Origin of the sequence: Nocardioides sp. (assembly GCF_030019515.1) — a bacterium.
GTDB lineage: Bacteria > Actinomycetota > Actinomycetes > Propionibacteriales > Nocardioidaceae > Nocardioides.
Map to the genome: position 1 here is coordinate 300,864 of NZ_JASEEQ010000003.1, position 24,930 is coordinate 325,793.

Sequence of the window (24,930 nt, forward strand, 5' to 3'; positions counted from 1 at the left end):
CCGGAGCGAACGGTTCGATGGGGTGTGGTTCATTCGGAGTCCTCTCCGGTGGCGGGGGTGACCTCGGTCGTGGTCGCGGGCGCGACGGCGTCACGTCCCGCGTGGGTGGCCCCGCTCAGCGTGCCCTCGATCTCGTGGATGTCCTCGGCCCTGGCCGGCGCCGAGCGGACCGTGCCGCGGGCCGCGAGCACCCGGGAGACCGACGACTCGGCCGCGGTCCCGTCCGGCAGCAGCGCCGGGGTGTCCACGGCGTTGTGCCGGGCGTAGACGCCGGGGGGCGGCAGCGGACCGGGGTGGGTGCCCAGCTCGGCGTAGTCCTTCATCCGCTGGGCGGCGAGCGACCGCTGCGTCGGCTTCGGCGTGAGCCGCTCGCGGTGGGCGAGCACCATCGCGCCGACGGCCGCGGTGATCAGCAGTGCGCTGGTGACCTCGAAGGCGAAGACGTAGCGGGAGAACAGGATGTTCGCCAGCGCCTGGATGTTGCCCGCGGCGTTCGCGTCCTCGAGGCCGACGGCGGTGCCGAGCGAGATCTGGCTGAGGCCGAGCACCATCACCAGGCCGAGGCCGAGGCCGAAGACCGCCGCGAGCACCCGCTGACCGCGGATCGTCTCGACGATCGAGTCGGACGCGTCGACGCCGACGAGCATCAGCACGAACAGGAACAGCATCAGGATCGCGCCGGTGTAGACGATGATCTGCACCGCGAAGAGGAACGGCGCCTCGAGCGCGGCGTAGAGCACCGCGAGCGACATCATCACGACCGCGAGCAGCAGGGCCGCATGCACCGCCTTGCGCACGAAGAGGAGACCGAGCGCCGCGATCACCATGACGGGGGCGAGGATCCAGAACGCGATCATGCGCCCGCCTCCGTGCTCGTTGCGGGAGCGGTCGGTGCCGGCGCGGCGAACTCACCGCGGTAGTAGGCCTCCTCGTCGTCGGCGAGACGCATCGGGTGCGGCGGCTGCTCCATGCCGGGCAGCAGCGGCGCGAGCAGGTCCGACTTCTCGTAGATGAGGTCGGCCCGGTTGTCGTCGGCCAGCTCGTACTCGTTGGTCATCGTCAGCGCCCGCGTCGGGCAGGCCTCGATGCACAGGCCGCAGAGGATGCAGCGCAGGTAGTTGATCTGGTAGACGCGGCCGTAGCGCTCGCCGGGGCTGAAGCGTCCGCTGCCGTCGGGGTCGTCGTCGTTGGACGCGCCCTCGACGTAGATGGCGTCGGCCGGGCAGGCCCACGCGCACAGCTCGCAGCCCACGCACTTCTCGAGGCCGTCGGGCCAGCGGTTGAGCTGGTGGCGACCGTGGAAGCGCGGGGCGGTCGGGAACTTCTCGAACGGGTACTGCTCGGTGACGACCTTCTTGAACATGGTCCGGAAGGTCACGCCGAACCCGGCGATGGGGTCCCAGAACTGCTCGCGCATGCTCTTGGACTCGGGGCTGTCAGCCATCAGACCTCCTCCCCCGCGCTGCGGGTGGCAGCGCTGGGCTGTGGCATCGACGACGCGATGGGTGAGCTTCTATCGAACGTGAGCGGGACCGCGGCGCCGCGGACCGGACCGCCGGACGGCATCGGCGGCACGGGGAACCCGCCCGCCGGCGCTGCCGCCGGCACCGTGGTCGTCTCCTCCTCGGCGACCCCGCCGAGGAAGAACAGGACCAGGAAGACCACGGCCAGCGCGCCGATCCCGAGCAGGAGGTAGTTGCGGTCGATGCCGCCGTTCAGCGAGATCGACCGGATCGTCGCGACCGCGACGATCCACACCAGCGCGATGGGGATCAGCCGCTTCCAGCCGAACGCCATGAACTGGTCGTAGCGCATCCGGGGCAGGGTGCCGCGCAGCCAGATGAAGATGAAGATGAAGAACAGCACCTTGCCGAAGAACCACAGCAGCGGCCAGTAGCCCTCGTTGGCGCCGGCCCAGGCGTGGTCGAGCCAGAACGGCGCGTGCCAGCCGCCGAGGAACAGGGTCGTCGCGACCGCGGAGACCGTCGCCATGTTGATGTACTCGGCGAGGAAGAACAGCGCGAAGGTCATCGAGGAGTACTCGGTGTGGAACCCGCCGACCAGCTCGCCCTCGGCCTCGGGGAGGTCGAACGGCGCGCGGTTGGTCTCGCCGACCATGGAGATCAGGTAGATCACGAACGACGGCACCAGGATCAGCCCGAACCACAGGTTGTCCTGGGCGGCCACGATCTCCGAGGTCGACATCGAGCCGGCGTACAGGAACACCGCGACGAACGCGAGGCCCATCGCGACCTCGTAGGAGATCATCTGGGCGCTGGAGCGCAGGCCGCCGAGCAGGGAGTACGTCGAGCCGCTGGACCAGCCGCCGAGGACGATGCCGTAGATGCCGACCGACGCGATCGCCATCACGAACAGCACGGCGACCGGCATGTCGGTGAGCTGGAGCGGGGTGCGGGTGTCGGTGAAGGGGATCGTCACCTCGGGCCCGAACGGGATCACCGAGAACGTGATGAACGACGGGATCACCGCGAGCACCGGAGCGACGAGGTAGACGGTCTTGTCGGCCGCCTTGGGGATGATGCCCTCCTTGAAGATCAGCTTGAGGGCGTCGGCCAGCGACTGCAGGAGCCCGAAGGGGCCGTTGACGTTGGGGCCCGGTCGGTGCTGCATCCGGCCGACGACGCGCCGCTCGAACCAGATGTTGAACAGCGTCAGCAGCAGGAGCACGACCAGGATCAGCACGGCCTTGAGCCCGACCACCCACCAGGCGTCGTGCCCGAACTGGGAGAGGGCGTCGGTCTCCATCGGGAGCAGGGCGGTCAGGGCGTTCATGCGTCGGTTCCCTTCGCGACGGTCACGCGACTGCCGGGCGAGGCCAGGTCGGCCAGCACCCCGTTGCCGAAGGAGTTCGCGGGCACCCACACGACCCCGTCGTCGAGGTCGGCCGGCTCGGCCGGCACCGTCACCGAGCCGCGGTCGCCGGTGAGGGTGACGGTCGGCCCGACCGCGTCGTACGTCGCGCGGCCGAGCCTGGCGACGGGCTTGCGGCCGGTGGCGCGGTAGGCCTTGTCACCGTCCTGCATGACGCCGTTGTCGATCAGCAGCTTCCAGGTCGCGAGCGCGAGGCCCGCGCCCGCACCGGCGGTCGGGTCCGACGCGGGGACCGCGTCCAGGGTGGCGCGCTGGCCGTCCCAGGGACCCATCTCCTCCATCTGGGCCCGCGCCTCCTCGACGGTCCGGAAGCCGAGCTCGTGGCCGGCTCCCATCGCCCCGAGCTCCTCGGCGATGCCGGCCAGGATCCGCAGGTCGGGCAGCGACGTCGGCCGGCTGAACACCGCGGGGAACGGGCGCGGCCGGCCCTCCCAGGTGACGAACGTGCCGGCCCGGTCGGCGACCGGGGCGGCCGGGAAGACCACGTCCGCGGCGCGGGTGACCTCGGTCTCGCGCACCTCGAGCGCCACCACGAACGACGCGGCCTCGACGGCCGCGCGGGTGGCGGCCGGGTCGGAGGTGTCGTCGGGGTCGACGCCGCCGATGACGAGGCCGCCGATCTCGCCGGCGCGCAGCGCGGCGACGATCGCGTCGGCGTCGCGGCCGGGCGTCTCGGGCAGTGAGTCCACGCCCCACGTGGTGGCGGCGTCGACCCGGGCCGCGGGGTCGGCGACCGGGCGGCCGCCGGGCAGCAGGCCGGGCAGGCAGCCCGACTCGACGGCGCCACGGTCACCGGCCCGGCGCGGCACCCACGCCAGCCGGGCACCGGTGCGGGCCGCCAGGCCGGCAGCGGCGCTCAGCGCGCCGGGCACGGTCGCCAGTCGCTCGCCGACGAGGATCACGGTGGTCGAGTCGATGCCGAACTCGGCGTGCGAGGACAGCGACTCGAGCGCGGCGGCCTCTCCCCCGGGCGCGGTGCGCAGCAGCTGACCGCGCATCTTGGTCAGGCTGCGCGTGGCGTACGGAGCGATCGCGACGACGCGGGTGCCGCCGCCCGGACGGCCCGGCTTGGACGCCTTGCGCAGGCGCAGGAAGATCATGCCGGCCTCGTCCTCGGGCTCGAGCCCGGCGAGGACCACGGTCTTGGCGGCCTCCAGGTCGCCGTAGGTGACGCCACCGTTCCCGGGGCCGCGCAGCACGACCTCGGCGGCGAGGAACGACGCCTCCTCGGCGGAGAGCGGCCGGGCCCGGAAGTCGATGTCGTTGGTGCCGAGGGAGACGCGCGCGAACTTGCTGTAGGCGTAGGCGTCCTCGGCCGTCACGCGGCCGCCGGTGAGCACGGCTGCGGAGCCCGCGGCCCGCAGGCCGCGGGCGGCGACGGCGAACGCCTCGGTCCAGGAGGCGGGCCGCAGGCTGCCGTCCCCGCCGTCCTCGACGCGGTCGCGGACCTGCGGGTAGGTCAGCCGGTCCGGCTCGGTGGCGTAGTGGAACCCGAACCGGTCCTTGTCGGTGATCCACTCCTCGTTGACCTCGGGGTCGTTGCCGGCGAGCCGGCGCATCACGCGACCGCGCCGGTGGTCGACCCGGATCGCCGAGCCGCAGGCGTCGTGCTCGGCGACGCTGGGCGTGGAGACCAGGTCGAAGGGCCGCGAGCGGAAGCGGTAGTCGGCGCTGGTGAGGGCGCCGACCGGGCAGATCTGGATGGTGTTGCCCGAGAAGTAGGACTCGAACGGCTCGCGCTCGTAGATGCCGACCTGTTGCAGTGCCCCGCGCTCGATCAGCTCGATGAACGGGTCGCCGGCGATCTCCTGGGAGAACCGGGTGCATCGCGCGCAGAGGATGCAGCGCTCACGGTCGAGGAGCACCTGCGCCGAGATGTTGATCGGCTTGGGGTAGGTCCGCTTCACGCCGGTGAACCGGGTCTCGCCGCGGCCGTTGGACATCGCCTGGTTCTGCAGCGGGCACTCGCCGCCCTTGTCGCAGACCGGGCAGTCGAGCGGGTGGTTGACCAGCAGGAACTCCATGATCCCCTGCTGTGCCTTGTCCGCGACCGGGCTCGTGGCCTGGGTGTTGACGACCATGCCCTCGGCGACGGGGATCGTGCAGGAGGCCTGTGGCTTCGGGAAGCCGCGGCCGTTGCCGGCGTCGGGGATGTCGACCAGGCACTGGCGGCAGGCGCCGACCGGTGCGAGCAGCGGGTGGTCGCAGAACCGCGGGATCTGGACGCCGATCTGCTCGGCGGCCCGGATCACCAGGGTGCCCTTGGGGACGTCGACCTGGATCCCGTCGATGGTGACGGAGACGGTGTCGACCCCGGCCTTCTCGGGTGTGGTGCTCATGCTGTGGCTCCGGCAGGTGCGAAGAGGGTGGCCGCCGCCGGGTCGAACGGGCAGCCGCCGTGGGTGAGGTGTGCGACGTACTCGTCGCGGAAGAACTGGATCGAGCTGACGATCGGGCTGGTGGCGCCGTCGGCGAGGGCGCAGAAGGACCGGCCCAGGATGTTGTCGCACTGGTCCAGCAGCAGGTCGAGGTCCGCCTCGGTCCCGTCGCCCTTCTCGAGCGCGGTGAGCACCTGGACCAGCCACCAGGTGCCCTCGCGGCACGGGGTGCACTTGCCGCAGGACTCGTGCTTGTAGAACTCCGACCAGCGCAGCACCGCCCGGACCACGCAGACCGAGTCGTCGAAGATCTGCAGCGCGCGGGTGCCGAGCATCGAGCCGGCCGAGCCGACGCCCTCGAAGTCGAGGGGTACGTCGAGGTGCTCGCCCGTCAGGAGCGGCGTGCTCGAGCCGCCGGGGGTCCAGAACTTGAGCTCGTGGCCCTCGCGGACGCCGCCGGCCAGGTCGATGAGGGTGCGCAGCGTGATGCCCAGCGGGGCTTCGTACTGGCCGGGACGCTGGACGTGCCCGGAGAGGGAGAAGATGCCGACGCCCTTGGACTTCTCGGTCCCCATCGAGGCGAACCAGGCGTGCCCCCGGCCGATGATGCTCGGCACCGAGGCGATCGACTCCACGTTGTTGATGACGGTCGGGCTCGCGTAGAGGCCGGCGACCGCGGGGAACGGCGGGCGCAGCCGGGGCTGGCCGCGACGGCCCTCGAGCCCCTCGAGCAGCGCGGTCTCCTCGCCGCAGATGTAGGCGCCGGCTCCGGCGTGCACCACGACGTCGAGGTCGTAGCCCGAGCCGTGGATGTTCGAGCCGAGGTGGCCGGCGGCGTACGCCTCCTGGACCGCGCGCTGCACGCGGCGGATGACGTGCAGCACCTCACCGCGGATGTAGATGAACGCCTTGTTCGCCCGGATCGCGTACGAGCTGATGATCACGCCCTCGAGGAGGGTGTGCGGGCTGGCCATCATCAGCGGGATGTCCTTGCAGGTGCCCGGCTCGGACTCGTCGGCGTTGACCACGAGGTACTTCGGCCGGGGGTTGTCCTGCGGGATGAAGCCCCACTTCATGCCGGTCGGGAAGCCGGCGCCGCCGCGCCCGCGGAGCCCGGACTCCTTGACCGCGTCGATGACCGCGTCGGGCGCCATCGCGAACGCCGTGTCGACGGCGCGGTAGCCGCCGCGCGACTCGTAGGCGGCCAGGGTCCAGGAGCGCTCCTGGTCCCAGTTGTCGGTGAGGACGGGCGTCAGCACGTCGGTCGCTGCACCACTCACTGGGCGTCTCCCTTCTCGGCGGCCGTCTCGGACGTGCCGCTCTCCTTCTCCACGGTGGCTCCCTCGGAGGACGGCGGGCTCGCGTCGGCCGCGGCCTGCTCGACCTGCTCCGGCTCCTCGGGAACGTCGTCGTGGACGGCGGAGCCCTGCTCGGAGGAGGGCGCCGTCCAGCCGCGCTCGCGGGCCAGGCCGAGCCCGACCAGCGAGGCGGGCCCGGCCGCGGGCCCCTCGTCGGCGAGGTCGTCGGGGAAGCCGGCGAGCACCCGCTCGGCCTCGCGCCAGGTGACGATCCGCGGTCCGCGGGTGGAGTGGACCTCGTTGCCGGCGCGCAGGTCGTCGATGATCCGGGCGGCGGCGTCCGGGGTCATGTTGTCCATGAACTCCCAGTTGACCATCATCACCGGGGCGTAGTCGCAGGCGGCGTTGCACTCTATGTGCTCGAGCGTGATCTTGCCGTCCTCGGTCGTCTCGTCGTTGCCGACGCCCAGGTCGCTCTTGAGCCGGTCGAAGATCGCGTCGCCGCCCATCACCGCGCACAGCGTGTTGGTGCACACGCCGACGTGGTAGTCGCCGACCGGGCGGCGCTTGTACATGGTGTAGAACGTCGCGACCCCGCTGACCTCGGCCGCGGTGACCCCGAGCAGGCCGGCACAGGCCTCGATGCCCTCCGGGGTGATCCGTCCCTCCGCGGACTGCACGAGGTGGAGCATCGGCAGCAGGCCGGAGCGCGGCTCCGGATAGCGAGCGGCGATCTCCTCGAGCTCGCCGTACGTCTGCTGGCTGAGCGTCATCTGTCGACGCCTCCCATCACGGGGTCGATGGACGCGATCGCGACGATGACGTCGGCGACCATGCCGCCCTCGGCCATCACGCTGGTCGCCTGCAGGTTGGTGAACGACGGGTCGCGGAAGTGCGCGCGGAACGGGCGGGTGCCGCCGTCGGACACGACGTGGGCGCCGAGCTCGCCACGCGGGGACTCCACCGGGACGTAGGCCTGGCCGGGCGGCACCCGGAAGCCCTCGGTCACCAGCTTGAAGTGGTGGATCAGCGCCTCCATCGACTCGCCCATGATGTGGCGGATGTGGTCGAGGCTGTTGCCCATGCCGTCGCTGCCGATCGCGAGCTGGCTGGGCCAGCCGATCTTCTTGTCGTCGATCATCACCGGGGCGCCGTCGAGGCCGGCGAGCCGGTCCGCGGCCTGCTCGATGATCCGCAGCGACTCCCACATCTCGTTCAGGCGCACGCGGAACCGACCGTAGGAGTCGGAGGAGTCCCAGGTCTGGACGTCGAAGTCGTAGGTCTCGTAGCCGCAGTAGGGCTCGGTCTTGCGCAGGTCCCACGGGTAGCCGGTGCTGCGCAGCACCGGGCCGCTGAGGCCGAGCGCGAGGCAGCCGGCGAGGTCGAGGTGGCCGATGCCCTCGAGACGCCCCCGGAAGATCGGGTTGGCGTTGCAGAGGTCGGCGTACTCCGGGAGCCGCTTCTTCATCAGCGCCACGAAGCCGCGGATCTCGTCCAGGGCGCCCGGGGGCATGTCCTGGGCGACGCCGCCCGGGCGGATGAACGCGTGGTTCATGCGCAGGCCCGTGATCAGCTCGAACAGGTCGAGCACCAGCTCGCGCTCACGGAAGCCGATCGTCATCACGGTGAGCGCGCCGAGCTCCATGCCACCGGTCGCGATCGCGACCAGGTGGGAGGAGATCCGGTTGAGCTCCATGAGCAGCACCCGCATGACCTGGGCCTTCTCCGGCACGCGGTCCTCGATGTCGAGCAGCCGCTCGATCCCGAGCACGTAGGTCATCTCGTTGAAGAACGGGCTGAGGTAGTCCATCCGGGTGCAGAACGTGACGCCCTGCGTCCAGGTGCGGTACTCCATGTTCTTCTCGATGCCGGTGTGCAGGTAGCCGATGCCGGCCCGCGCCTCGGTCACCGTCTCGCCCTCGAGCTCGAGGATCAGCCGGAGCACGCCGTGCGTCGACGGGTGCTGGGGCCCCATGTTGACGACGATGCGCTCCTGCGCCTCGTCCTCGGCCAGCCCCTCGGAGATCGAGTCCCAGTCCTGCCCGGTGACCGTGAAGACCCGGCCCTCGGAGGTGTCGCTGGAGCCGGAGTAGAGATCCTGATCGGCCATTAGTTGTAGCTCCTCCGCTGGTCGGGCGGGGGAACGGTGCCGCCCTTGTACTCCACGGGAATGCCCCCGAGCGGGTAGTCCTTGCGCTGCGGGTGGCCCGGCCAGTCGTCGGGCATCAGGATGCGCGTGAGCGCGGGATGGCCGTCGAAGACGATGCCGAACATGTCGTAGGTCTCGCGCTCGTGCCAGTCGCTGGTCGGGTAGACCGACACGATCGACGGGATGTGCGGGTCGGCGTCGGGAACCGCGACCTCGAGCCGGATCCGGCGGTTGTGGGTCATCGAGAGCAGGTGGTAGACCGCGTGCAGCTCGCGCCCGGTCTCGTCCGGGTAGTGCACGCCGCTGACGCCGGAGCAGAACTCGAAGCGCAGCCGATCGTCGTCCCGCAGGATCTGCGCCACCGGGACCAGGTCCTCGCGGCGCAGGTGGAAGGTGATCTCACCGCGGTGGATGACCACCCGCGGAGCCGCGATCTCGAGGCCGGCGTCGCGGGTCGCCGCCGCCAGGCCGTCCGCGACCTCGTCGAACCAGCCGCCGTAGGGCCGCTGGGCGTCGCCGGGGAGCACGATCGCCTGGTCGAGGCCGCCGTACCCGCTGGTGTCGCCGCTGCCGCGCACGCCGAACATGCCGTGCCGCGCGCCGACCTGGTGCACCTCACCGGTGGGTGCCGGGACGTTCTCGGGGGACTGCTCGACCGCCGGCTGCTCGGGGCCCTTGGGTCCCGGCTTCACGTCGCTGGAGTCGTCGCTCACCGCAGCTGGCCCTTCAACTCGGAGGTGGGGAGGGCGCGCAGCGCCGCCGTCTCGAGCTCCTCGATCTCGGCTGCCCGGTGGGCGCCCATCTTGGTGTGCTGGACCTTGTCGTGCAGCTTGAGGATCGCGTCGATGAGCATCTGCGGCCGGGGCGGGCAGCCGGGGAGGTACATGTCGACCGGGACGATGTGGTCGACGCCCTGCACGATCGCGTAGTTGTTGAACATGCCGCCGCTGCTGGCGCACACGCCCATGGCCAGGACCCACTTGGGCTCGGGCATCTGGTCGTAGATCTGACGGACCACCGGGGCCATCTTCTGGCTCACCCGGCCGGCGACGATCATCACGTCCGCCTGGCGCGGGCTGGCCCGGAAGACCTCCATGCCGAAGCGGCCAAGGTCGTGCTTGGGACCGCCGCTGGTCATCATCTCGATCGCGCAGCAGGCAAGACCGAAGGACGCGGGCCAGAACGACGCCTTCCGCATGTAGCCCGCAAGGCCCTCGACGGTCGAGAGCAGCAACCCGCTCGGGAGCTTCTCCTCAATTCCCATCAGTTCGTTCCTCTCAGTCCCAGTCGAGGCCGCCGCGGCGCCAGACGTACGCGTAGGCGACGAAGACGGTGGCGATGAACAAGACCATCTCGACCAGCCCGAAGAACTTCAGCTCGTCGAACTGCACGGCCCACGGATAGAGGAAGACGATCTCGATGTCGAAGACGATGAAGAGCATCGCGGTGATGTAGTACTTCACCGGGAACCGCCCGCCGCCGACCGGCTGCGGCGTCGGCTCGATGCCGCACTCGTAGGAGTCCAGCTTGACCCGGTTGTACCGGCTCGGACCGACAGCGAAGGCCATCACCGCGCCGCCCAGGGCGAAGAGGGTCGCGAGGACCACGAGGACGACCACGGGCGTGTAGAGCTCCATGCCGCGCCTTTCTAGATCTGTGCCGCTGCGCCCGGTCGGGCCCTGGTCCGGCTCGACCCGTTTGTGACTTTGTGAACGCAATCACGAGGGTGGCGCGGGAGACAGTTAATCATTCCACTTCGCCGTCCGCACGTGCGGGGCAGGTATCGAGTCGGAGCCCTCGGAAACCGACGCTGACCTGCGGATTTAGAGAACAATGACGTGCGCTAAATGATGCTCCCGCGGGGCGTCCGTGCGGCCCCTTGACGGGCGCCCGACGCGGTCCCCGGAGCCCGTCCGCACGACCGGTGGCGCTGCCCGGCTGGCGCTACCGGGTGGCGCGGTGCAGGGCGACGATGCCGCCGGAGAGGTTGCGCCAGGCCGGGGCCTGCCAGCCGGCCTCGGCGACCAGCGTCGCCAGCCCGGCCTGGTCGGGCCAGGCGCGGATCGACTCGGCCAGGTAGACGTAGGCGTCCGGCGCCGAGGAGACGGCCCGGGCGATCGAGGGCAGCGCCCGCATCAGGTACTCGAGGTAGACGGTGCGGAACGGCGCGAACGTCGGATGGCTGAACTCACACACGACCAGGCGGCCACCGGGCCGGGTCACCCGGAGCAGCTCTCGCAGCCCCGCGAGCGGATCGACGATGTTGCGCAGCCCGAACGAGATGGTGACCGCGTCGAAGGTCGCGTCGGCGAAGGGCAGCCGGGTGCCGTCGCCGGCGGTGAAGGGCAGGTGCGGCAGCGCCTGCTTGCCGACCCGCAGCATGCCGAGGGAGAAGTCGCAGGGCACCACGCTCGCACCCCGGTCGGCGAACGGCTGGCTGGACGTACCGGTGCCCGCCGCGAGGTCGAGGACCCGCTCGCCGGGTCGCGGGTCGACGGCTGCGATGACGGCCCGGCGCCAGCGCCGGTCCTGGCCCATGGACAAGACGTCGTTGGTGACGTCGTAGCGCCGGGCGACGGCATCGAACATGCGACGGACGTCGGAGGGCTGCTTGTCGAGCTCGGCACGGACCACGGGCAGAGACTACGACCCGCGTGCGACGCGCGACCCGCCGCGTCCACGATCACCGGCGGGTCACCGCCAGGACCACGGCCAGGACCACGGCCAGGGTCGCGGCCAGGGTCACAGGTTGGTCACGACCGCGGAAACTCGCCGCGCGGCTGCAACCGCGCGTCCGCGCCGAGCGTCACCCTCGTGTCGGACTCGTCTACTTCCCCAGGAGAGCTCCATGCTGCTCACGCGTCGCCTGCTCCTCCTCGTCGCGGTCGCGGCGCTGCTGTGCGGCGCGGCCTTCGTGGCCGGAGACGCGCTGGACGGCGCTCCCGCGACTCGGCCGGCCGCCGCGGGCCCCGGCGCCGCCCCGACCGCCCAGCCGACGAGCCCGGCCGCGACGCCGAGCGGCACCCCGACGACCGCGCCGACATCGTCCGCGCCCACCAGGACCGCCACCAGCACCCCTACCGGCGCCCCCACCGGGGAGCCCACCAGGGAGCCGACCAGGGAGCCCACCCTCGAGCCAGGGCCGCGCCTGGTCGGTCCCGGGGACCAGGGCGACGAGGTCCGCGACCTGCAGGCCCGCCTCAAGCAGATCTACTGGTTCAACGCCGACGTCACCGGCGTGTACGGGGACGTCACCGCGACCGCCGTACGCGGCTTCCAGGCCAAGCGGGAGATCCCGGTGACCGGCGAGGTCGACCAGCGCACCCTCGACCGCCTCTACGCGATGACGAGCACGCCGACCGACGCCGAGCTGCACAACCGCGGGAACACTCCCGGCGCCCTCGACCCGCGGTGCCGCACCGGCCGGGTGCTGTGCATCGACAAGACCAGCTCGACGCTGCGCTGGGTGGTCGACGGCGCGGTGCGCCAGACCCTGGACGTGCGGTTCGGGGCGTCGAGCACGCCGACGCGCGAGGGCGTCTTCCACGTGTACGTCAAGGACGCCGATCACGTCTCCCGGCTCTATGGCTCGGCGATGCCGTACTCGATGTTCTTCTCCGGCGGCCAGGCCGTGCACTACTCCTCGGACTTCGCCGCCGTCGGGTACGCCGGCGCCTCGCACGGATGCGTCAACGTCCGCGACTACGACGGGCTCGGTCAGCTCTACGCGCAGGTGCGCGTCGGAGACACGGTCGTCGTGTACTGGTCCTGAGCCTCGATCCACCGAGGCTGAGCTGCGCTGGTCGCTCTCAGGAGTCCCGGAGCCCGTCGAGCAGGTCGTCCGCGGTGGCGACGAGGTGGTCGGCGTCGACGTCGGACGCGCCGATCTGGACGGTACGGCCGTCCCGGCTGACCTGGCACTGGCTGAACACCGGGTCGGGCGGGCCGGCATCGGTCGACCCCTGCCCGTAGCTGAGGATGCACACGCCGTCGCCGACGTTGGTGACCTCGTTCGCAGGCGCGCCGCCGGACGCCTCCGGGTCGGGGATGCTGTTCGGCGCGAAGGCGCCGCCCTCGGCGTCGAAGACCTGCACGAACACGGCCTTGCTGCCGTCGAGGACGTAGGTGCGCGTGACGGCCGCGTGGCCGAGCACCTCCGGCAGGATCCGGTTGCCGTAGTCGCTGTTGGACCTCTCCTGCTCGGCGATCGAATCGGCCTGGTCGGCATAGTCGCCACCCTCGAAGGCGGCGGGGTCGTCGGCGGCGGCGTACCCGCCGGGCAGGGTGTCGGGGAGCACGAGCCGGACGGCCTGGTGCTCGTCGCCGACCGCCTTCGGGAGCGCGATCGCGAACAGGGCGAGCAGGCCGAGCGTGATCACGCCGATGGCGATCCCGATCCAGGTGGCGGCGCGGCCGGAGGCGGGGGCGGAGGTGCGGCTGGTCACGTCCGGCGACGCTACCGGGCCCGTGGGTGCGGGAGATGACGGGGTCCGTGAGTACCCTCGGCAGGGTGACGAGCAGCCCCACGCCCGGCCCCGCGCCCGACCAGGCGCCGCCGGCCCCGGCGGACGCGCTCGTCGTCCGCACGGTCCGCCTCGACCTCGACCACGCCACGAGCCTGCTGGACCTGGTCCCGGCCGATCGCCCGGTCACCTGGCTGCGTCGCGGCGACGGCCTGGTCGGCTGGGGTGTCGCGGCCGAGGTCCGCACCCGTGGCGCCACCCGCTTCGCGGACGCCGTGAAGTGGTGGAGCGAGACGGTCGCCCGAGCCGACGTGCACGACGACGTCACCGAGCCGGGCACCGGCCTGGTGTCCTTCGGCTCGTTCGCGTTCGCCGACGACCCCGGGGACTCGATCCTGGTGGTGCCCCGCGTCGTGGTGGGCCGCCGCGGCGACGTCGCGTGGCTGACCACCGTCGGCGAGGTCGCCAACCCCCTTGGACCGGTGGAGCGCCCGGTGGCCCCCGACGCCGTGAGCTTCGCCGACGGCGCGCTGAACGGCGAGCAGTGGATGTCGGTCGTCGCCGACGCCGTGGCCCGGATCGGCGCCGGCGACCTGGAGAAGGTCGTGCTCGCGCGCGACCTGGTCGCCACCGCCAGCGACCCGGTCGACGTCCGTTGGCCGCTGGGCCGGCTCGCCGAGACCTACCCGATGTGCTGGACGTTCCACGTCGACAGCATGTTCGGGGCCACCCCGGAGATGCTGGTGCGTCGCGAGCGGGGGCTCGTCACCTCCCGGGTGCTGGCCGGCACGATCCGGCGCACCGGCGACGACGAGCGCGACCTGGCCCTGGCCGGGACCCTGGCGCACTCCTCCAAGGACCTCGAGGAGCACGAGTACGCCGTCCGCTCGGTGGCCGACGCCCTCGAGCCGCACTGCTCGTCGATGAACGTGCCGGAGGCGCCGTTCGTGCTGCACCTGCCGAACGTGATGCACCTGGCCAGCGACGTGGCCGGCGTGGTCCACGATGCGGCCACGGTCTCCTCGCTCCAGCTCGCCGAGGCGCTGCACCCCTCGGCCGCCGTCGGCGGCACGCCGACCCCGGTCGCGACCGCACTGATCGCCGACATCGAGGGCATGGACCGCGACCGGTACGCCGGTCCGGTCGGTTGGATGGACGCGTCGGGCGACGGCGAGTGGGGCATCGCGCTGCGCTCCGCGCGGGTCGAGGGCCGCACGGTCCGGCTGTTCGCCGGCTGCGGCATCGTCGCCGACTCCGACCCCGCCGCGGAGCTCGCCGAGGCGCAGGCCAAGTTCGTCCCGGTCCGCGACGCGCTCACTGCCGGCTAGCGGCGCGTCTCGCGCTCGCTGATCCCCAAGCGCCCACCGCAACCACGACGTCGGACGGCCAGCCCAAGAGCGATCCGCGGCCGGCGTGGCGGCGGAGCCGCCACGCCAGACGCGGCTACAGGTCCTGGCCGTCGGGGCGGCGGACGTACTCCAGACCCTCCTTCGGGAGGAACCTGTCCATGTGCCCGTCGATGATGCCGAGGCCCGCCTCGCTGTAGACCCGGTCGTGGATGGCCAGGTTGCGCGGCGCCTTCACGGCGCGGGCGAAGTCGATCGCCTCGGAGACCTTCAGCCACGGTGCAGACACCGGCACCAGCAGCACATCGACGTCCTCGCCGGGCCCGGTCAGGGCGTCGCCGGGGTGGTAGACCTTGCGGTCCCCGACCGTGAGCACGTAGCCGCTGTTGAAGAACCGCGGGAGCTCCGGGTGGATCACTGCGTGCAGCTCGCCGACGGCGCGCACCGGGAACCCGACGTCGAAGGTGGCGCCGGGCGCGACCACGGTCAGCCTCTCGGCGACCGCCGGTGCGTCGTCGCGGATGTGGGCCGCCACGGCGTCGATCGTGAACACCGGGGCGTCGGTGGCGAGCAGGTGGTCGGGCAGGTAGTGGTCGGCGTGCTCGTGGGTGATCAGCACCGCGTCGACGCCGTCGAGCGCCGCGCGGTCGGTGAACACGCCGGGGTCCACGACGACCGTCGTCCCGTCGTGCTCGACGCGGACGCAGGCGTGGCCGAACTTCGTGATCCTCATGACCGCCACGGTAATCCGGTGGCCGTCGCCGCCCGGGTCCCGAGATGATCCCCGGGTGCTCGAGGTGGTCCTCTCCGGTCTCGTCACCGGCTGGGCCATCGCCATCCCGATCGGCGCCGTCGGGGCGTTCCTCGTCACGCTCTCGGCGCGCACGTCGTTCCGCGTCGGCGCCGCGGGAGCCCTCGGCGTGGCCAGCGTCGACGGCGGTTACGCCGCGCTGGCGGTCGTCGCGGGATCCGCTATCGCGGCCGCGCTGGAGCCGGTCAGCCGCGCGTTGACCCTGGCGAGCGGCCTGGTGCTGCTGGCCGTCGCCGGCCTGACCGCGGCCCACGCAGTCGGGTCAGCCGGCCGGGTGCGCGACGCCAGGCCGATGCCCCCGCGGACGGCGTACGCGCTGTTCCTCGGCATCACGGCCGTGAACCCGACGACCGTCGTGTACTTCGCGGCCGTCGTGCTCGGCAACCAGGACCTGGTCGCCGGACCGGTCGAGGGTGCCGTGTTCGTGCTCGCGGCGTTCCTCGCCAGCGCGTCCTGGCAGCTGCTGCTCGCCGGGGGCGGCGCCGCCCTCGGCCGGGTCGCGACCGGTCACCGGGCCCAGGTCATCAGCGGTCTCGCCTCCGCCGTGGTCGTCGCCGGGCTGGCCCTCCATACGATGCTCGCGTGACCGCGCCCGCCTCCGACGTCACGCTCCGCACCGCCGTACCGGCCGACGCCGCCGCGTGCGCCGCGATGCACGCCGCCTGCTGGCGCGAGGCCTACGGGCCGTACGTCGACGCCGAGCTGCTCGAGGAGCGGCTCGCGGACAGCGGCCGCTGGGTCGCGGCGTGGACCAAGCACCTCGTCGACGGCCCGCCCCGGGTCCTGGCCGAGGCGAGCGGCGAGCCGGTCGGGTTCGCCGTCGTCGGGCCCAGCCGTGACGACGACGCCCGCATCGCCCACGAGCTGTACGCGATCTACACGCGCGCCGCCTGGTGGGGCACCGGGCTCGGCCAGGCACTCTGGGACGCGGTCCGTCCGGACGGCCCCTGCTCGCTGTGGGTGCTGGAGGACAACGCCCGGGCCCAGGGGTTCTACCGACGCAACGGGTTCGCCCCGGACGGCGCGCGCGAGCACTATGCGGGACTCGACGCCTGGGAGATCCGTATGGTGCGCCCGTGACCTACTTCGACCTCTCCGACCCGAGCTTCGACGTGACCTCGGCCCAGGTGCACACCGCACGCGACCAGGACTGGTACGTCGAGACCAACTGGGGCTGGGCCGTGCTGCGCTACGCCGAGGTCAGCGCGCTGCTGCGCGACCGGCGGTTCCGGCAGGGCAACGCCCGCTGGCCGGCGCAGAACGGCATCCACTCGGGGCTCTTCTCCGACTGGTGGCAGGAGACGCTGCTGAGCCTGGAGGGCGACGACCACGCCCGGATCCGGCGGCTGCTGATGCCGGCGTTCCGCAACAAGACCATCGCGGCCATGCGGCCCCGGTTCCAGGCGCTCGCCAACGAGCTGATCGACGGCTTCGCCCCGCGCGGGTCGGTGGAGTTCGTGAGCGAGTTCGCCGAGCCGTACGCCGCCCGGATCATCTGCGCGCTCCTCGGCCTGCCCGAGGAGCACTGGCAGCAGGTCGCGCACTGGGCCGACGACCTGGGCGCGTCCTTCTCCATCGACGTCGGCAACCAGGTGCCGCGGATCGAGGCGGCGCTGGACGGCCTCTACGGCTACGTCGACGAGGTCGTCGCCGACCGCACCGCGCACCCGCGCGACGACCTGGTGACCACGCTGGTGCAGGCCACGGCGGACGGCGACCGGCTGTCGCGTCACGAGCTGGGGGTGGCGCTGGTCTTCCTCGCCTTCGCCGGCATGGAGACGACCCGCAACCAGCTCGGGCTCGCCGTGCAGACGCTGCTCAAGCACCCCGACCAGTGGCGGCTGCTCGGTCAGCACCCGGAGCTGGGCGAGAACGCCGTCGAGGAGGTGATGCGGGTCAACCCGACCGTGACCTGGGTGACCCGCGAGGCCCTGGAGGACGTCGAGTTCCAGGGACTGCGCATCCCCCGGGGCGGCATCGTGCAGACGCTGTCGCACAGCGCCGGCACCGACCCGGCGGCGATGCCGGACCCCTCCTTCGACATCACCCAGCAGCGGCCGCCGCACCACGGCTTCGGGGCGGGGGTGCACCACTGCCTCGGGCATTTCGTCGCGCGCACCGACATGGCGGTCGCCCTGCCGCTGCTGGCCCGCCGGATGCCCGACGCCGAGCCCGAGGGGCCGGGCGAGTGGCTGCCGATCTCCGGCAACACCGGGGCGCTGCGCTTCCCGATCCGGTTCGAGCGCCCGGGGCCCGAGCTCGCTCGGGCGCCGATCAGGCGCGAAGCTCGAGGAGCGTCCACGGCTGAGCCTGCGAAGCCGTGACGGCGCGTCTCGAGACCAGCCCGCGGCGAACTCCGCCGGGTCGGGTGACTGAGGACGCGCCATGGAGCGCTCTCAGGCACCCGACCCGCCCGTCGGCCCACTACGCCGTGAGGTGATGGACGTAGCACCAGCGCCAGTCCTCGCCGGGCTCGGCGGACTGCATGACGGCGTGCCCGGCCTCCCGGAAGTGTGCGGTGGCGTGCTGGCGCGGTGAGGAGTCGCAGCAGGCGACGTTGCCGCACTCCAGGCAGCGCCGAAGCGCGACCCAGCGGGTGCCCTCGTCCAGGCACGCCTGGCAGTACGACGCGGGCTCGGCGACGACGGCCGGGTAGCGGCCCAGGTCGTCGCAGGTCTCCCCGATCGTCCACCGCCGCCGGGCGTAGTCCTGGGCCTCCTTGCGCTCCTGCGCGGCGTTGTCGAGCATCGACTCCTCGACGTCGAGCATCGAGAGCACCTCGGCGATCACCTCGGAGGCGACGGTGCCGGAGCGGCGGATCTCCAGGATCCGCCGGCGCTCGGCCGAGATCATCGCCATCCGGATGCGGTAGTACAGGGCGGCCGGTGACTCCTGGTCGGCGGTCGTCCCGAGGCGCTCCCACGCGGCGAAGTTCCGCTGGTCGAGCCGTTGCCGGATCAGGTCGCACACGCCGCTCCGGTCGTCGTGCTCCTGCCGCTCGAGCTCCTCGACCGCCGCCTTCGACGCCTGCTGGAGCAGGGTGGCGCGGGCGAGCGCGTCGTCGAGCGGGTCGGGGGCGGGGACGTGCAGACGGCGGGTGAGCCACGGCAGGCTGAGCCCCTGGACGAGCAGGGTGCCGGCCACGACGGTGAACGCGACGACCAGCAGCACCTCCCGGTGCCGGGTGTCGGGCGGGATCAGGAACGCCGCGGCCAGGGTGACCACGCCGCGCATGCCGGCCCAGCCGAGCAGGAACGTGAACGACCACGGCGGCGCCGCTCCGGTGGTCGCGTCCAGGCGCGGGCGGACCAGCAGCGAGCGCGCGAGGAGGACCCACACGAGCCGCAGCACGATGACCGCGACCAGCGTCGCGACCGACACGCCGGCGATCCGGGCGGGCGACAGGGTGCTCTCGCCGAGGTCCTCGAACAGCCATTGGGCCTGGAGGCCGATCAGCGCGAAGACGGTGTTCTCGAGCAGGAACGCGATCGTGCGCCAGTTGATCCGCTCGGCGATCCGCGACTGTGCGGTCTGCAGCACGGGTGCCTGGTGGCCCAGCAGCAGCCCGGCGGTCACGACGGCCACGACACCGGAGGCGTGGACCTCCTCCGCGGCCAGGAACGCCGCGAACGGAATGACGAACGACATGCCGACGTCGAGCACCGGGTCGCGCAGGTGCCTGCGCAGCACTCCCACCAGGAGGAAGGCGATCAGCCCCAGGAGCACGCCGCCGCCGGCGGCGACCACGAAGTCCAGGCCGACGCGCCACAGCTCGACGCCGACCAGGGCGGCGCCCAGCGCGGTCTGCAGCGAGACGAGCGCGGTCGCGTCGTTGAACAGCGACTCGCCCTCCAGGATCGTCACCACCCTGCGAGGCAGCCCGAGGTGCCGGCCCATGGAGGTCGCCGCGACGGCGTCCGGCGGCGCGACGACCGCGCCGAGCGCGAATGCGATCGGCCAGGACAGGCCGGGCACCAGCTCGTGGGCGAGCACGCCGACGCCGAGCGCGGTGAAGACCACCAGCCCGACCGACAGCAGCAGGATCGCGCGGCGGTTGGCGTTGAAGTCCACGAGCGAGGACCTGATCGCCGCCGAGTACAGCAGCGGCGGCAGCAGCCCGAGCAGCACCACGTCCGGCTCGAGGTGCACCTGCGGCACGAACGGCAGGAACGAGACGGCGACGCCCACGACCACGAGCAGGAGCGGCGCCGGCACCCCGATCCGGCCGGCGACCACCACGCCGGCGAGGACGCCGACGGCCAGCGCGACGAGGAACAGGGCGATGTCCACCGCCCCAGTGTCGCGGATCCGGGCGACGGGTCGTCGACCCGACCACGGGCGGCGCGACCGGAGCCGCGTCCCCGGTCAGAGCACCTAGGGCAGCAGCGCGCGGATCCGGGCGTCGAGGTCGCGCCGGTTGTCACGGCGTACGACGGCCTCCACGACCTCGATCCCTCCCGCGGGCGAGGAGAGGGCGTGCTCGAGCTCGGCCAGCGAGTCGACCCGCCAGTGCGGCGTGCGGGTCGCCGCGCAGAGGCTGGCGAGGTCGACGCGGTGCGGGGTGCCGAAGAGCCGGTCGTACTGGTCGGCGTACTCCGCGGCGCCCTGCTCGAGCATCGCGAAGATCGAGCCGCCGTCGTCGTTGACCACCACGATCGTGAGGTCGGGGACCGCCTCACCGGGACCGACCACCAGCCCGCCGGCGTCGTGGAGGAACGTGACGTCCCCCATCAGGGCCAGGGCTCGGGTGCTGCGCGGCCGACCGAGCGCGGCGCCGACCGCGGTCGAGATGGTGCCGTCGATGCCGGAGAGGCCGCGGTTGGCGACGACCTTGCGCCGTGCGCCGACCTCGTAGCGGGGCACCATCAGGTCCAGGTCGCGGATCGGGCTGGACGCCCCGACGACGAACAGCCCGCCCGCCGGCAGCGCCCGGGCGACCGCCCCGGCGACCTCGTGCGGCGTGAGCTCCGGCTCGGCGGCGAGCAGCGCGTCCAGCTGCGCGGAGAGCGACCGGTCCGCGGCGCGCCACTCCTCCAGCCATCCGGTCCCGTCGGCCGCGTCGACCCCGACGCCGCCGAGGATGCGCGAGTGCACGGCGAAGGGGCGCTCGCTCCAGACCCCCCAGGCGCCGAGGTCCACGACCTCCACGTCGGCGCGCGCCAGCAGCCGGCTGACCGGCCGGGAGAGCGTGGGGTGCCCGCCCACCACGACCCGCTCGACCCGGGCGCCGAGGTCGCCGTCGAGCAGCAGCCGGTAGGTGCGGATCGCGTTGTCGCCGGTGCGCGAGCCGCTGGACGGCTCCGCGAGCAGCGGCCAGCCGGCCCGCTCGGCCAGGACCCGCACCCGCGGCCCGGCGTCGTCACCGGCCACGACGACCGTGCGGGGGCCGCTCGGCAGCACGGTGAGGGACGCCGGGACCGCCCGGTGCACGGGCTCGCCCGGGACGACGTCCGGGACCCAGCGGTCCTCGGGGACGAGCGGCTCCTCGAGCGGGACGTTGAGGTGCACGGGACCCGTGGTCAGCAGCTCGACCGGGCCGCTGGCGTCCTGGGTCTCGACCAGGGGCCCGAAGATCCCGACCTGGTCGGTGGTCTGGTTGGCACCGGTCCCGCGCAGCCGGGCCGGCCGGTCGGCGGACACGATCACCAGGTCGACGCCGGAGTGGGCCGCCTCGAGGACCGCCGGGTGCAGGTTCGCGACCGCGGTGCCGGACGTGCAGACCACCGCCGCGCGCCGCCCGCTCCTGGTGAGACCGAGCGCGAGGAAGCCGGCGGTCCGCTCGTCGATGCGGGTGTGGAGGCGGACCAGTCCCGCGGCGGCGGCGTCGTACGCCGCGAACGAGAGGGGCGCGTTGCGCGACCCCGGCGCGACCACGACCTCGGTGACCCCGGCCTCGACGAGTGCGGTGAGGACCCGGCGGGCGGTGGTGGTGGCTGGCTCGGTGCCGGGCTGGGGGGCGGTCACGAGGGACGATCCTGTCGCAGCGCGCGCACCTCGGCCAGCCGCGCCTCCCAGTGCGCGACCCGGTCCGGGTCGGCGTGCCCGAGGGACTCGTCGACCTGCGGCGTGCGTACCGGCAGCTCGCCGTCGACCGGCAGCAGCGACTCGGTCACGACGTCGGCGGCGAGCAGCTGCACGGTCGCGAGCCCGCAGGCGTACGGCAGCTCCGGCAGCGCCGCCGCGAGCGCGACCCCGGCGGCGATCCCGACGCTGGTCTCCAGCGCCGAGGACACCACGACCGGCAGCCCGATGTCCTCGGCGATCCGCAGGCACGCGCGCACCCCGCCCAGCGGCTGCACCTTGAGCACCGCGACGTCGGCGGCCTCCAGGTCGCGCACCCGGTAGGGGTCGGCGGCGCGACGGATCGACTCGTCGGCGGCGATCGGCACGTCCACGCGTCGGCGTACGGCGGCCAGGTCCTCGACGCTCGCGCAGGGCTGCTCGACGTACTCGAGGCCGCCGGCCGCACGGTCGAGCACCGGGATCGAGGCGACCGCGGTGTCGAGGTCCCAGAGGCCGTTGACGTCGATGCGCACCCGGCCGCCCGGGCCGAGCGCGTCGCGCACCGCCTCGAGCCGGGCCTGGTCGTCGGCCGTGGTCTGCCCGGGCTCGGCGACCTTGACCTTGGCGGTGCGGCAGCCGCCGGCACGCACGATCGCGTGCGCCTGCTCGGGCCCGACGGCGGGCACGGTGACGTTCACGGGCACCCGGGTGCGGACCGGCGCCGGCCAGTCGCCGGCCGCGGCCTCCTCCGCGCAGCGCAGCCACGGCTCGGCGACGGCCGCGTCGTACTCGAGGAACGGGCTCCACTCCCCCCAGCCGTACCCCCCGGACTCGTCCCCCCGGGAGTCGGCAGAGCCGCGGATCAGCACGCCCTCGCGCACGGTGATGCCACGGAACCGGGTGCGCATCGGCAGCGACCACACGATCATGCCCACTCCTCGACGGCAGAGTGCCGCAGCGCGAGCCGGTCCGGCTTGCCGTTGCCGAGCAGCGGGATCGCGTCGAGGCTGACGAGCTGGCGCGGCGCCCAGGACCGCGGGTGGGCATCGGCGACCCAGTCGCGTGCCGCGTCGAGCGAGACCGGGCCGACCACGAACGCGACCACCCGGTTGCCCCACTCCTCGTCGGGCACGCCGAGCACCTCGGCCGCGCCGACGTCGGGGTGCTCGCGCAGCCGGGCGGCGACGGCGGGGGCGGGCACGTTCACGCCACCGCTGACCACCATGTCGTCGATCCGGCCGAGCACCTGGAGCCGTCCGTCGTCGTCGAGCCGGCCGGCGTCCGCGGTGCGGAACCACCCGTCGACCAGGACCCGGGCGGTCAGCTCCGGCTCGCCGTCGTACCCCTCGAACAGGGTGGGACCCGCGATCCGGACCCGGCCGTCGGCGTCGATCGCGACGGCGACCCCGTCGAGGGCCACGCCGTCGTAGACGCAGCCGCCGGCGGTCTCCGCCGAGCCGTACGTCGCGACCACGTGCACGCCGGCGTCGGCGGCGCGGCGGCGCAGCGCCGGGTCGATCGGGCCGCCGCCGAGCAGCACCGTGTGGAACGTGGCGAGGCTCGCGGCGTCGGTCTCGAGCAGTCGGTACAGCTGGGTCGGGACCAGCGAGACGAACCGGTCGCCGGGCCCCATCGCGGCCGTGGCCTCGGCGAAGGACCCGTGGGCATCGAGGGGCACCGGCCGGTGGCCGGCGACCAGCGACCGGCACACCACCTGGAGGCCCGCGACGTACGCCGCCGGCAGGGCGAGGAGCCACGGGCCGGTGCCGCCCACGCGGCGGGCGGAGGCGCGCACCGAGGCGAGCACGGCGTCGCGCGAGAGGACCACCCGCTTCGGGGCGCCGGTCGAGCCGGAGGTCTCCACCACCCACGGCTCCGGGGCGTCGGCCGCCAGCCACCCGGCGACCGCATCGACCACCGTGCCCGCCTGTCGGTCCACTGGGTCCACCTGGCCGAGGCTAGTGGTTGCGGTTGATGCTTGAATCTCCGGTCGTGGCAACTCCCGATCAGTGGCTCGCCGGCGCGCGACCCCGCACCCTGCCCGCGGCCGTCTCCCCGGTGCTGGCCGGCACCGGCGTCGCGGCGTACGCCGACGGCCTCGTGTGGTGGAAGGCGCTGCTGGCCCTGGTCGTGGCGCTCGCGCTGCAGGTCGCGGTCAACTACGCCAACGACTACTCCGACGGCATCCGCGGCACCGACGCGGGCCGGGTCGGGCCGATGCGCCTGGTCGGGTCCGGCGCCGCCACGCCCGCCGCGGTGAAGCGCGCGGCGTTCCTGGCCTTCGGCGTCGCCGCGGCCGCCGGACTGGTACTGGCGGCCGCCACCGCATGGTGGCTGGTCGCGGTCGGGCTGGTGTCGGTGCTCGCCGCCTGGTTCTACACCGGCGGCTCGAAGCCCTACGGCTACCTCGGGCTCGGCGAGGTGATGGTGTTCGTCTTCTTCGGGCTGGTCGCGGTCGTGGGGACGACCTACGTCCAGACGGAGTCCTGGGAGTGGGCGGCGCTGGCTCCGTCACTGGGGGCAGCCGTCGGCGTGGGCGCGCTGGCCTGCGCGATCCTGGTGGCCAACAACCTGCGCGACATCCCGACCGACACGGTCTCGGGCAAGCGGACCCTCGCCGTGGTCCTCGGCGACCGGCGCACCCGCGGCCTCTACGTCGGGCTCGTCGTCCTCGCCGCGGCGGCGGTGCTCGCGGTCGCGGCCGTCACCACGTGGTGGGTCCTGGCCGGCCTCGGCTTCCTGGTGCTCGCCGGGCCCGCCGCACGCACGGTCCGCGGCGGCGCCACCGGACCCGGGCTGATCCCCGTGCTGCAGCAGACCGGCCTGGCCGAGCTGCTCTGGGCGGCGCTGGTCGCAGCCGCGCTGGCGGCGGGCGGCTGACCGGGCTGTCGCCCGGGCCCGACGTACGCTGGCAGCATGCTGTGGATCATCGTGCTGCTCGTCGTGGTGGCCGTCGTCGCCTACCGCTTCCGGGTGCCGCTGCTGGCCAAGATCCTCGGCCAGCCGGAGAGCCGCGTCGAGCGGCGGCTCAACCGTCGCAAGGACTGACCGGACCGCCCACGGGGGTCAGGCCCCGTCGTCGGCGTCCTCCTTGGCGCGCATCTCCTCGATCTTCGCGGTCATCCGCTCCGCGCGGGTCTGCACCCGCCGGGCCAGCGCCTCGCGGGGGCGGTTGAGCAGGAAGTAGGAGCCGGCACCGCTGAGCACGAAGGCGATCACCACCGCCCAGAGGATCGGCACCGAGCCGGCGAGGGCGAACCACAGCCCCACGACGATCCCGAGCGAGCCCACGAGGAGCAGGAACCGCAGCGCCGTGTAGATCCAGAACTCCTTCACGGGTTCAGGGTAGGCGTGACCAGGGACCGCCTACCCTGGAGGGGTGCTGAAGTTCCTGCTGGTGGTGATCCTGATCGCGGTCGCCGTCTACCTCACCGTCCGGGTGATCCAGCGGCGCGGCATCGCTCCGCCTCCGCGGCGCCCCCAGGCGCCCCCGCGGGTGAAGGGCCCCGACGACGACCCCGACTTCCTGCGCGACCTCGACCGGCGCCGCAAGCACCCGGAGGAGCCGGAGTAAGCCCCGCTGGGGCTTA

General features: G+C 73.0%; 26 protein-coding genes. 8 read left to right on the forward strand and 18 right to left on the reverse strand.

Annotated elements, in window-relative coordinates; translation table 11 throughout:
• Positions 1-29: 29 nt before the first annotated feature.
• The 11 genes from QMC84_RS06215 to QMC84_RS06265 form a co-directional block, all read right to left on the reverse strand.
• A complete protein-coding gene (locus QMC84_RS06215; RefSeq protein WP_300372918.1) occupies positions 30-857 on the reverse strand; it encodes an NADH-quinone oxidoreductase subunit J in 828 nt (275 codons plus the stop codon).
• Positions 854-1,444, reverse strand: a complete 591-nt coding sequence (gene nuoI, locus QMC84_RS06220; RefSeq protein ID WP_300372920.1) for an NADH-quinone oxidoreductase subunit NuoI — start codon at positions 1,442-1,444, stop codon at positions 854-856. The genes QMC84_RS06215 and nuoI overlap by 4 nt, the downstream gene beginning before the upstream one ends.
• Positions 1,444-2,793, reverse strand: a complete 1,350-nt coding sequence (gene nuoH, locus QMC84_RS06225) for an NADH-quinone oxidoreductase subunit NuoH (protein ID WP_300372922.1) — start codon at positions 2,791-2,793, stop codon at positions 1,444-1,446. Before nuoH ends, nuoI begins: the two co-directional genes overlap by 1 nt.
• Positions 2,790-5,231: an NADH-quinone oxidoreductase subunit G gene (locus QMC84_RS06230; protein ID WP_300372924.1), complete on the reverse strand. Its 2,442-nt coding sequence runs from the start codon at positions 5,229-5,231 to the stop codon at positions 2,790-2,792. The genes nuoH and QMC84_RS06230 overlap by 4 nt, the downstream gene beginning before the upstream one ends.
• Positions 5,228-6,550 carry an NADH-quinone oxidoreductase subunit NuoF gene (gene nuoF, locus QMC84_RS06235; protein WP_300372926.1) on the reverse strand — a complete coding sequence of 441 codons (1,323 nt, stop codon included), beginning with the start codon at positions 6,548-6,550 and terminating at the stop codon, positions 5,228-5,230. Before nuoF ends, QMC84_RS06230 begins: the two co-directional genes overlap by 4 nt.
• Positions 6,547-7,341 carry an NADH-quinone oxidoreductase subunit NuoE gene (nuoE, locus tag QMC84_RS06240; protein ID WP_300372928.1) on the reverse strand — a complete coding sequence of 265 codons (795 nt, stop codon included), beginning with the start codon at positions 7,339-7,341 and terminating at the stop codon, positions 6,547-6,549. Before nuoE ends, nuoF begins: the two co-directional genes overlap by 4 nt.
• Positions 7,338-8,678: an NADH-quinone oxidoreductase subunit D gene (locus QMC84_RS06245; RefSeq protein WP_300372930.1), complete on the reverse strand. Its 1,341-nt coding sequence runs from the start codon at positions 8,676-8,678 to the stop codon at positions 7,338-7,340. Before QMC84_RS06245 ends, nuoE begins: the two co-directional genes overlap by 4 nt.
• On the reverse strand, positions 8,678-9,430 hold the full coding sequence (locus QMC84_RS06250) for an NADH-quinone oxidoreductase subunit C (protein WP_300372932.1): 753 nt from the start codon (positions 9,428-9,430) through the stop codon (positions 8,678-8,680). The genes QMC84_RS06245 and QMC84_RS06250 overlap by 1 nt, the downstream gene beginning before the upstream one ends.
• A complete protein-coding gene (locus QMC84_RS06255; protein WP_300372934.1) occupies positions 9,427-9,981 on the reverse strand; it encodes an NADH-quinone oxidoreductase subunit B in 555 nt (184 codons plus the stop codon). The genes QMC84_RS06250 and QMC84_RS06255 overlap by 4 nt, the downstream gene beginning before the upstream one ends.
• Before the next feature lie 13 nt (positions 9,982-9,994).
• Complete coding sequence (locus QMC84_RS06260) at positions 9,995-10,354, reverse strand: NADH-quinone oxidoreductase subunit A (protein WP_300372936.1); 360 nt, start codon at positions 10,352-10,354, stop codon at positions 9,995-9,997.
• A 307-nt stretch (positions 10,355-10,661) separates the two neighbouring features.
• Positions 10,662-11,357 carry a demethylmenaquinone methyltransferase gene (locus tag QMC84_RS06265; protein ID WP_300373104.1) on the reverse strand — a complete coding sequence of 232 codons (696 nt, stop codon included), beginning with the start codon at positions 11,355-11,357 and terminating at the stop codon, positions 10,662-10,664.
• 208 nt (positions 11,358-11,565) lie between these two features.
• On the opposite strand from QMC84_RS06265, the gene QMC84_RS06270 reads away from it, so the two are divergent.
• Positions 11,566-12,489 (forward strand): peptidoglycan-binding protein, encoded by a 924-nt coding sequence (locus QMC84_RS06270; RefSeq protein WP_300372938.1) that lies wholly within the window; start codon positions 11,566-11,568, stop codon positions 12,487-12,489.
• Positions 12,490-12,526: 37 nt separating this feature from the next.
• Here the strand turns inward: QMC84_RS06270 and QMC84_RS06275 are convergent, their stop codons facing one another.
• Positions 12,527-13,162 carry a hypothetical protein gene (locus QMC84_RS06275; RefSeq protein ID WP_300372940.1) on the reverse strand — a complete coding sequence of 212 codons (636 nt, stop codon included), beginning with the start codon at positions 13,160-13,162 and terminating at the stop codon, positions 12,527-12,529.
• A 47-nt stretch (positions 13,163-13,209) separates the two neighbouring features.
• Between QMC84_RS06275 and QMC84_RS06280 the strand changes: the two genes are divergently transcribed.
• Complete coding sequence (locus QMC84_RS06280) at positions 13,210-14,508, forward strand: isochorismate synthase (protein WP_300372942.1); 1,299 nt, start codon at positions 13,210-13,212, stop codon at positions 14,506-14,508.
• 115 nt (positions 14,509-14,623) lie between these two features.
• On the opposite strand, the gene QMC84_RS06285 is transcribed toward QMC84_RS06280, so the two are convergent.
• Positions 14,624-15,259 carry an MBL fold metallo-hydrolase gene (locus tag QMC84_RS06285; protein WP_300372944.1) on the reverse strand — a complete coding sequence of 212 codons (636 nt, stop codon included), beginning with the start codon at positions 15,257-15,259 and terminating at the stop codon, positions 14,624-14,626.
• A 55-nt stretch (positions 15,260-15,314) separates the two neighbouring features.
• On the opposite strand from QMC84_RS06285, the gene QMC84_RS06290 reads away from it, so the two are divergent.
• From QMC84_RS06290 to QMC84_RS06300, 3 genes are read left to right on the forward strand one after another with little or no spacing between them, the layout of a single operon-like run.
• Positions 15,315-15,923 carry a LysE family transporter gene (locus QMC84_RS06290; RefSeq protein WP_300372946.1) on the forward strand — a complete coding sequence of 203 codons (609 nt, stop codon included), beginning with the start codon at positions 15,315-15,317 and terminating at the stop codon, positions 15,921-15,923.
• Positions 15,920-16,417: a GNAT family N-acetyltransferase gene (locus QMC84_RS06295; RefSeq protein WP_300372948.1), complete on the forward strand. Its 498-nt coding sequence runs from the start codon at positions 15,920-15,922 to the stop codon at positions 16,415-16,417. Before QMC84_RS06290 ends, QMC84_RS06295 begins: the two co-directional genes overlap by 4 nt.
• Positions 16,414-17,661, forward strand: coding sequence for a cytochrome P450 (locus tag QMC84_RS06300; RefSeq protein WP_300372950.1), 1,248 nt, complete (start codon positions 16,414-16,416; stop codon positions 17,659-17,661). The genes QMC84_RS06295 and QMC84_RS06300 overlap by 4 nt, the downstream gene beginning before the upstream one ends.
• A gap of 100 nt (positions 17,662-17,761) precedes the next feature.
• Here the strand turns inward: QMC84_RS06300 and QMC84_RS06305 are convergent, their stop codons facing one another.
• From QMC84_RS06305 to QMC84_RS06320, 4 genes are all read right to left on the reverse strand, one after another.
• The gene (locus tag QMC84_RS06305) at positions 17,762-19,627 is read right to left on the reverse strand and encodes a cation:proton antiporter (RefSeq protein ID WP_300372952.1); all 1,866 of its coding nucleotides are present in this window, start codon (positions 19,625-19,627) and stop codon (positions 17,762-17,764) included.
• An 84-nt stretch (positions 19,628-19,711) separates the two neighbouring features.
• Positions 19,712-21,301 (reverse strand): 2-succinyl-5-enolpyruvyl-6-hydroxy-3-cyclohexene-1-carboxylic-acid synthase, encoded by a 1,590-nt coding sequence (gene menD / locus QMC84_RS06310; RefSeq protein WP_300372954.1) that lies wholly within the window; start codon positions 21,299-21,301, stop codon positions 19,712-19,714.
• Positions 21,298-22,269: an o-succinylbenzoate synthase gene (locus tag QMC84_RS06315; protein WP_300372956.1), complete on the reverse strand. Its 972-nt coding sequence runs from the start codon at positions 22,267-22,269 to the stop codon at positions 21,298-21,300. Before QMC84_RS06315 ends, menD begins: the two co-directional genes overlap by 4 nt.
• Positions 22,266-23,288 carry an AMP-binding protein gene (locus QMC84_RS06320; RefSeq protein WP_300372958.1) on the reverse strand — a complete coding sequence of 341 codons (1,023 nt, stop codon included), beginning with the start codon at positions 23,286-23,288 and terminating at the stop codon, positions 22,266-22,268. Before QMC84_RS06320 ends, QMC84_RS06315 begins: the two co-directional genes overlap by 4 nt.
• A 44-nt stretch (positions 23,289-23,332) precedes the next feature.
• On the opposite strand from QMC84_RS06320, the gene QMC84_RS06325 reads away from it, so the two are divergent.
• The gene (locus QMC84_RS06325; RefSeq protein WP_300372960.1) at positions 23,333-24,220 is read left to right on the forward strand and encodes a 1,4-dihydroxy-2-naphthoate polyprenyltransferase; all 888 of its coding nucleotides are present in this window, start codon (positions 23,333-23,335) and stop codon (positions 24,218-24,220) included.
• A gap of 36 nt (positions 24,221-24,256) precedes the next feature.
• Positions 24,257-24,388: a hypothetical protein gene (locus QMC84_RS06330; RefSeq protein ID WP_300372962.1), complete on the forward strand. Its 132-nt coding sequence runs from the start codon at positions 24,257-24,259 to the stop codon at positions 24,386-24,388.
• Between the two features lie 18 nt (positions 24,389-24,406).
• Here QMC84_RS06330 and QMC84_RS06335 read toward each other — a convergent pair whose 3' ends face one another.
• The gene (locus tag QMC84_RS06335) at positions 24,407-24,676 is read right to left on the reverse strand and encodes a DUF4229 domain-containing protein (protein WP_300372964.1); all 270 of its coding nucleotides are present in this window, start codon (positions 24,674-24,676) and stop codon (positions 24,407-24,409) included.
• Between the two features lie 43 nt (positions 24,677-24,719).
• On the opposite strand from QMC84_RS06335, the gene QMC84_RS06340 reads away from it, so the two are divergent.
• Positions 24,720-24,914, forward strand: coding sequence for a hypothetical protein (locus QMC84_RS06340; protein ID WP_300372966.1), 195 nt, complete (start codon positions 24,720-24,722; stop codon positions 24,912-24,914).
• Positions 24,915-24,930 lie beyond the last annotated feature (16 nt).